The sequence below is a fragment of the Actinomadura montaniterrae genome (genome assembly GCF_008923365.1).
Classification (GTDB): domain Bacteria; phylum Actinomycetota; class Actinomycetes; order Streptosporangiales; family Streptosporangiaceae; genus Spirillospora; species Spirillospora montaniterrae.
In genome coordinates, this window is the sequence record NZ_WBMR01000369.1 from 1 (window position 1) to 6270 (window position 6270).

A 6270-nucleotide genomic window follows, 5' to 3' on the forward strand; every position below is an offset into this window, starting at 1 on the left:
ATGGTCACCGACGAAGAACGCGACTACATGTACACCGAATACGCCAAAGACCCCCGCATGAAAGCCAACATCGGCATCCGCCGCCGCCTGGCCCCCCTCCTGGACAACGACCGCAACCAGTTGGAGTTGTTCACCGCCCTGCTGCTGTCCCTGCCCGGCTCACCCGTCCTGTACTACGGCGACGAGATCGGCATGGGCGACAACATCTGGCTCGGCGACCGCGACGCCGTCCGCACCCCCATGCAATGGACCCCCGACCGCAACGCCGGCTTCTCCCAATGCGACCCCGCCCGCCTCTACCTCCCCGTCATCATGGACCCCATCTACGGCTACCAAGCCGTCAACGTCGAAGCCCAGGTCAACAACCCCGGATCCCTCCTGCACTGGACCCGCAAGATGATCGAGATCCGGCAGCGCCACCCCGTCTTCGGCGTCGGCACCTACGTCGAACTGTCCGCCTCCAACCCCTCCGTCCTCGCCTTCACCCGCGAGATCGACGAGGCCGACCAGGACCGCTGGGGCGGGATGGACACCGTGCTGTGCGTGGCGAACCTGTCGCGCTTCCCGCAGCCGGTCGAACTCGACATGCGGCGGTTCGAGGGCTACTCCCCCGTCGAGTGCATGGGCGGCGTGCAGTTCCCCGCCATCGGCGAACTCCCCTACCTGCTCACCCTGCCCGGCCACGGGTTCTACTGGTTCCAGCTCATGCCACCGGACGCCGCACCCGCCGACCCGCTCGGCGGCCTGGCGGCGACCCCGCCCGCCGACCATGCGGAGGACGGCCCCGGGCCGGGGACCGAGGCCGGGCCCGGAACCGGCGCGGAGAAGGACGGCTGACGGTGCTGCCACCCGAAGACGTCCTCGCGCGGGACCTCGCGGAATGGCTGCCGCGGCAGCGCTGGTTCGGCGGCAAGGACAGCCCCATCGAGGATCTGGCGATCGGCACCGCCACCGAGCTGCGGGCCGGCGACCCGGGCCTGTACCACCTCGTCCTCGACGTCCGCCAGAACGGCGCCACCGAGCACTACCAGGTCCTCCTCGGCGTCCGCCGCGATCTGCCCGGACGGCTCGGGTACGCGCGGATCGGCCCGCCGGGCGGCGGCGCCGCGAAGCAGCAGACCTACGACGCCGCGCACGACCCCGACCTGACCCGGACCCTGCTGGAGCACCTGGCGGCGGGGGCGTCCGCCGGCCCGCTGCGCTTCCGGCACGTGCCCGGCGCCCGCATCCGGACGGACCTGACGAGCCTGCCCATCACGGCGGAGCAGAGCAACACGTCGCTGCTGTTCGGCGACGCGTACATCTGCAAGCTGTTCCGGCGGCTCGGCGACGGCGTCAACCTCGACCTGGAGGTCAACCTCGCGCTGACCCGCGCCGGCTGCGAGCACGTCCCCGCCGTGCACGGCTGGATCGAACTCGCACCCGGCGGCGACGGCGGCGAACCCGTCACGCTCGGCCTGCTGTCGGACTACCTGCGCACGGGCGCGGACGGGTGGAGCCTGGCGATCGCGAGCGTCCGCGACTGGTTCGCGCACGCGACGCAGCCGGAGGACGACGAGTGGGCGGAGCTGGACGCGAGCGCCGCCGGCGGCGACTTCGCCGCCGAGGCCGAGCGGCTCGGCGCCGCGACCGCGCAGGTGCACCGGGCGCTCGCCGACGCGTTCGGCGTGACGGTCGTCCCGGCCGACGAGATCCGGGGGCTCGCCGCGCGGATGAACGCGGAGCTGACCGGGACGTGCCGCGCCGTGCCCGGGCTCGCCCCGCACGCCAAGGCGCTGACCGGCGCCTTCATCGACCTGGCCGCGCAGGCGGGGCCGCTGCCGGTGCAGCGGGTGCACGGCGACTACCACCTCGGGCAGGTGCTGCGGTCCGAGTCGGGCTGGTCGCTGCTGGACTTCGAGGGCGAGCCGGCCCGCACGCAGAGCGAGCGCCGCGCGCTGTCGCATCCGCTGCGCGACGTCGCCGGGATGCTGCGGTCGTTCGAGTACGCGGCGCGGTTCCTCATCACCCGGTCCGGGACGGTGCCGCTGGAGTCGGGCGGCCACCTGGAGACGCGGGCGCACGCGTGGGCGGCCCGCAACCGGGCCGCGTTCTGCCGGGGCTACGCGGCGGCGGGCGGCGCCGACCCGGCCGCGCACGCGGTGCTGCTGCGCGCGTTCGAATTCGAGAAGGCGGTGTACGAGGTGCGGTACGAGGCGCGGAACCGGCCGGCGTGGCTGCCGGTGCCGCTGAAATCGCTCGCCCATCTGACCGCCTGATCAAAGACACCGAATTCCGGCATCAATTCCACTCCATGATCACGCAAAATCGGCCGGTTCTCCCCCATTCAAGCGCGGCCACCGGGTACCCGAACTGTCGGCGGGATGATCAACCGACGAGGGAAAACGGAGAGCACGCTAATGTGCATCGCACGTCACTCACATCGGGGCGGCGCCGCCCGTACGGCACGGACCGGACGGTCCGTCCGCCACACCGGGCCGGCGGTCCGAAAACACCGGACGATCGCCGTCGCCGTCACCGCGACCGCCGCCGGATTCGCTTTGGCGGTCCCGATGGGCGCCCCGGCCGGCGCGCAGCTCAACCCGACCGTGCTGAGGCGGCTCAACCTGGACGCCGCGACATTGAGCAAGGTCAAGGCCTACGACCGCTACCGCACCAGGACCGCCGAGCAGCGCAGCGACGCCAGGCGGGCGCTGGCGTTCGCGCGCGAGCAGATCGGCAAGCCGTACCGGTGGGGCGCGGCCGGGCCGTCCAGCTACGACTGCTCGGGCCTGGCGATGGCCGCCTGGCGCCGGGCGGGCGTGCGGCTCCCGCGCATCACCTACGCGCAGTACCGGTCGGTGGAGCGGAAGGTGGGCCTCGGCGGCCTGAAACCCGGCGACCTCGTCTTCTTCCACGGGCGAAGTCACGTCGGCATCTACGTCGGCCACGGCCGCTTCCTGCACGCGCCGCATACCGGCGCCCGGGTCCGGATCGACAAGCTGGGCGCGGCCCGAAAACGGCAGTTCGCCGGGGCGGTACGGCCCGGCGCTCCGGCAAAACAGACATTTTCCCCGTCCATCCGCGAGCTCGTCGACAAGATAGACAGAATGGCGGCGCAGGATCGCGAGGCCCGGCGAAAGCCGCCAGATAAGCGGCGGACCCCCCATCTTCCGCCACCCGACGACATGCCAGTCCAGCACCCAGCAAAGCCCCCGGCGAACACCCCCGCGCATCCCGCGGCCCAGGCACCGCGAAGCGACCACGCGTCGAACCACATCAAGCCTGGCAGACCGGACAGAGATCCGGCCCCGCGGCCGAGGCACGTCAGGCCCGCCGCGCAGCACCCGCACCACGCGGACGCGGACCACGCGAACCACGCGAGACCGCACCACGCGAACCACGCGAACCCGGCGAAGCCGCCGCACGGACGCGCCGGGGACGGCTCCCGGCCCGGCTCCGGCTGGCGGTCCTGGACACCGTTCGCGCAATCCGGGGCCATGACGGCGCCCGGCCACGTACCCGGCTGATCCCGGCCGCACCACCGCATCGCGACCGGCGCCGCCCCGGCCCGCCACTGCTCGACACTGCTCGACACGGCCCGCCGCGGCGACGCCGGCCCGCGCGCCGCCATGGACCGCAGGACGTCCATGGCGGCGCACCGGTTGATCTGGAGCGCACTCCAGGTGCTTGGCTTGTCCCCATGAAGTACACGCAGCTCGGCCGGACCGGCCTGAAGGTCAGCCGCCTCGTCCTCGGCACGATGAACTTCGGCCGCCACACCGAGGAGGCCGACGCCCACGCCATCATGGACTCCGCGCTAGACGCGGGCGTCAACTTCTTCGACACCGCCAACATCTACGGCGGCAAGGGCCGCACCGAGGAGATCGTCGGCGCCTGGTTCGCCAAGGGCGGCGGGCGGCGGGAGAAGACCGTCCTGGCGACGAAGGTGTACGGCGACATGAGCCCCGAGGGCGACCCGTGGCCCAACCGGGACCGGCTCTCGGCGCTGAACATCCGCCGGGCGTGCGAGGCGTCGCTGAAGCGGCTCGGCACCGACCACATCGACCTGTACCAGTTCCACCACATCGACCGGACGACGCCCTGGGAGGAGATCTGGCAGGCCGTCGACGTCCTCGTGCAGCAGGGCAAGGTGCTGTACGCCGGGTCGTCGAACTTCCCCGGCTGGGGCATCGCGCAGGCGAACGAGACGGCCGCGCGGCGCGGCTCGCTCGGCCTGGTCAGCGAGCAGTGCCTGTACAACCTGGTCGAGCGGCGCGCCGAGATGGAGGTGATCCCGGCGGCGGAGGCGTACGGCCTCGGCGTCGTCCCGTGGTCGCCGCTGCACGGCGGCATCCTGGGCGGCGTGCTGCGCAAGCAGAGCGAGGGCAGGACGGCCCGGTCCGGGTCGGGGCTGTGGGCGAAGATGCTGGAGGAGCCGACGGAGCGCGCGCGGATCCAGGCCTACGAGGACCTCTGCGACAAGCACGGCGTCGAGCCCGGCGACGTCGGCCTCGCCTGGCTGCTGACCCGTCCCGGCGTCACCGGCCCCATCGTCGGGCCCCGCGTCCAGGAGCAGTTCGACTCCGCGCTGCGCGCCGTCGAGCTGGAGCTGTCCGGGGAGTTCCTGGACGCGCTGGACGAGCTCTTCCCCGGCCCGGGCCCGGCGCCGGAGGCCTTCGCCTGGTAGGACGCCGCCTGGTAGGACGCCGCCCGGTAGGGCGCGTCAGGAGCCGCCGAGGAGCCGGCCGACGATCAGCGCGTACATGCGTTCGGGGCTCGGCGCGGAGGCGGGCTCCAGGAAGCCGGGCAGCACCGGCAGGTCGGTCGCGAGCGGGCGCAGCCGCTCGTAGAGGGCGGCGGCGTCCGCCGGCCGGTTCTCCGGCTTCTTCTCCAGGAGCTCCTGGAGGAGCGCGTTCAGCTCGGCGGGCACGCCGGGGACGGCGGGCGGCCGTTCCCGGACGTGCTTGTCGAACACCGCGTACGCGGTCGGCCCGGCGAACAGCTGCCGCCCGGTGAGCATCTCGTGCAGGACGCAGCCGAGCGCGTACAGGTCGCTGCGGGCGCCGGCGACGCCCTGCTCGATCTGCTCGGGCGCCATGTAGGCGGGCGTGCCGAGGATCTGGCCGTGCCGGGTGAAGTGCGCGAGGTCGGCGTCGCCGAGGATCGCCAGCCCGAAGTCGAGCACCTTGACGCTGCCGTCCGGGCAGAGCATGAGGTTGGTCGGCTTGAGGTCGCGGTGCCAGATCGACAGCGCGTGCGCGGCGGCGAGGACGGCGGCGGCCTGCGCGGTGATCCCCGCGGCCCACGGCACCGGGACGGGCCCGTGCTCGGCGATCAGGTCCGCGACGGTGACGCCGTCGATGAACTGCATGACCTGGAAGAGCCGCTGCTCGAACGTGCCGAAGTCGTAGAGGGTCGGGGCGCCGGTGTGCTCCAGGCGCGCGAGGATCCGGGCCTCGCGGATGAACCGCCGCTCCAGCTCGCCGTCGGGGCCGCCGGGCATCTCGAGGAACTTCACCGCGACGCGGCGGCCGAGCCGGGTGTCGTGCGCGGCGTAGACGGCGCCCATGCCGCCGCGGCCCAGCGGAAGGTCGTCCAGCTCATACCTGTCGGCGATGAGCATCGTTCTCCCGGGGGCTATCGGCGGGGGTGAGGCGGCCGTCGAGCAGACCGTCGAAGCCTAGCCGAACGAGGTCCTCGCCGAGGGCCGACATTTCGCGCAATGTCGCGGTGAGCGCGGCCATCTCGGCGAACGCGCGGCCGTAGGCGCGCTGCCGTTCGGGCGGCAGCCGCGGGATCCGCATCCGGCGCAGGTCCATCCGGCTGGACCCGGTGCCGGTGCGGGTGTGCGCGAAGGTCAGGAACCCGGCGAGGAAGCCGGGGTCGAGGCGCGCCGGGTCCGGTCGGTAGAGGGTGAGGTAGGGGCCGAGCGCGGCGTGCTCGTCGCCGACGACCCGGGCGGTGCCGGCGGCGGTCGCGACCACGTCGCCGGGCTCCAGCATGATCAGGTCGGGGTCGGCGGCGGCCGCGCCGGACGGCGCCGACCCCGCGGTGAGGTCGGCCGCGGTCAGCACCGCGACGTCGCCGCCGGCGGGCAGCCGCGCGGGGGCGTGCCGGACCGCGACGGCGCCGGTCCGGGACAGCTCGGCGATGGTGGTGAACGGCAGCGGCCGCGGCTCGGGAAGCAGGTCCAGTGCGGGCGGGACGGGCGCGGCGGCGGCCAGCCGGTCCAGCGCGGCGGTGAAGCGGCGGCCGAACGCCGCGCCGGTCTGCCGGGGCCGGCGCCGG

Annotated in this window: 5 protein-coding genes and 1 pseudogene; 4 read left to right on the forward strand and 2 right to left on the reverse strand. The window is 73.4% G+C overall.

Translation table 11 applies throughout. The features are described 5' to 3' along the window. The 4 genes from F9B16_RS48650 to F9B16_RS48665 form a co-directional block, all read left to right on the forward strand. A partial coding sequence (locus tag F9B16_RS48650) for an alpha-glucosidase C-terminal domain-containing protein (RefSeq protein ID WP_225992638.1) occupies positions 1-837 on the forward strand: 837 nt, incomplete at its 5' end. 2 nt (positions 838-839) lie between these two features. Then, the gene (locus tag F9B16_RS48655) at positions 840-2258 is read left to right on the forward strand and encodes a maltokinase N-terminal cap-like domain-containing protein (protein ID WP_151547057.1); all 1419 of its coding nucleotides are present in this window, start codon (positions 840-842) and stop codon (positions 2256-2258) included. A 294-nt stretch (positions 2259-2552) separates the two neighbouring features. Then, positions 2553-3509 (forward strand): NlpC/P60 family protein, encoded by a 957-nt coding sequence (locus F9B16_RS51955; protein ID WP_225992639.1) that lies wholly within the window; start codon positions 2553-2555, stop codon positions 3507-3509. Between the two features lie 173 nt (positions 3510-3682). Then, a complete protein-coding gene (locus F9B16_RS48665; RefSeq protein WP_151547058.1) occupies positions 3683-4669 on the forward strand; it encodes an aldo/keto reductase in 987 nt (328 codons plus the stop codon). A 36-nt stretch (positions 4670-4705) separates the two neighbouring features. On the opposite strand, the gene F9B16_RS48670 is transcribed toward F9B16_RS48665, so the two are convergent. Together F9B16_RS48670 and F9B16_RS51960 are read right to left on the reverse strand one after the other, a co-directional pair. Further along, the gene (locus F9B16_RS48670) at positions 4706-5605 is read right to left on the reverse strand and encodes a serine/threonine-protein kinase (RefSeq protein WP_151547059.1); all 900 of its coding nucleotides are present in this window, start codon (positions 5603-5605) and stop codon (positions 4706-4708) included. After that, a pseudogene (locus F9B16_RS51960) lies at positions 5583-6270 on the reverse strand (N-6 DNA methylase); the annotation flags it as partial. The gene F9B16_RS48670 and the pseudogene F9B16_RS51960, both read right to left, overlap by 23 nt.